1 protein-coding gene is annotated in these 832 nt (G+C 62.5%); it reads left to right on the forward strand.

Translation table 11 applies throughout. The features are described 5' to 3' along the window. Positions 1-117 precede the first annotated feature (117 nt). On the forward strand, positions 118-832 hold a 715-nt coding region (locus A5713_RS00130), incomplete at its 3' end, for a sensor domain-containing protein (protein WP_156751679.1).

The following is an 832-nucleotide window of genomic DNA, read 5'->3' on the forward strand; positions in this document are numbered from 1 at the left end:
CGACTTGAGACCGACGCCAAGCAGCAAGCAAGTTGGGGAAATCGATCCGCGTTTCTCGCACTGCTCCTATTCTTCGACCAACAGATACGGATCTCGCCCTTTTGGCAAGGAGACGAAATGAGGATTCGTTTCATTGTTTCGGCGCTCGGGGCTGTAGTGGTCGCGTTGGCGGTTGGGTGCGGCGGCGGGCAGGGCGGCGGCCACAGCGCCACTTCGGTGGCACCCTCGCCGACACCCACAGTCGGGCCGACGCTGGCGCTCAATCGCATCGACGAGCTGCTCGTGCCGCCGGAAGTGGTCGGCGACATCGTCGGCTCGAAACTCAACTGGACGGGCACGCCCCCGCCCGGTTGGACCAGGCCTCCATCACCCCCTGTCATCGACGAGGGCAACCCCGACTGTGCGGCGCTGTTCGGGCTGGACACCAACACGGTTGGCGTGGCCTATACCGGATGGCGGAGCAATCAATACAGGGAGGAAAAGGACACGTACGAGCATGCGGTCCGTCAAGCCGTTGCGACGGTTGTCGATTCCAAAGCAGCGACGGTGTTGCTTGGCAACGCTTTTGCCAAGCGTCTCGATGCGTGCAGCAATGCCGTCATCCACCTGAGCGGCAAATATCGATGGAGATTCCAGAAGACCGACGCGACCGATACGGGAGTGCGGTGGACGGGAACGGAACTGGAGGACGGGCAGATCACCGGCTGGGTCTGCGCCAGCGAGGCGCGGGCAAAGAACAATGTGGTGATCTACGCGCAGGTGTGCCAATGGGGCAACGGCGCTCCGGCCGCAGCGACGATCCTGGACAAGATGTCGGAGAAGATACCGGGAT

Source organism: Mycobacterium sp. E2497, assembly GCF_001668695.1.
Lineage (GTDB): Bacteria > Actinomycetota > Actinomycetes > Mycobacteriales > Mycobacteriaceae > Mycobacterium.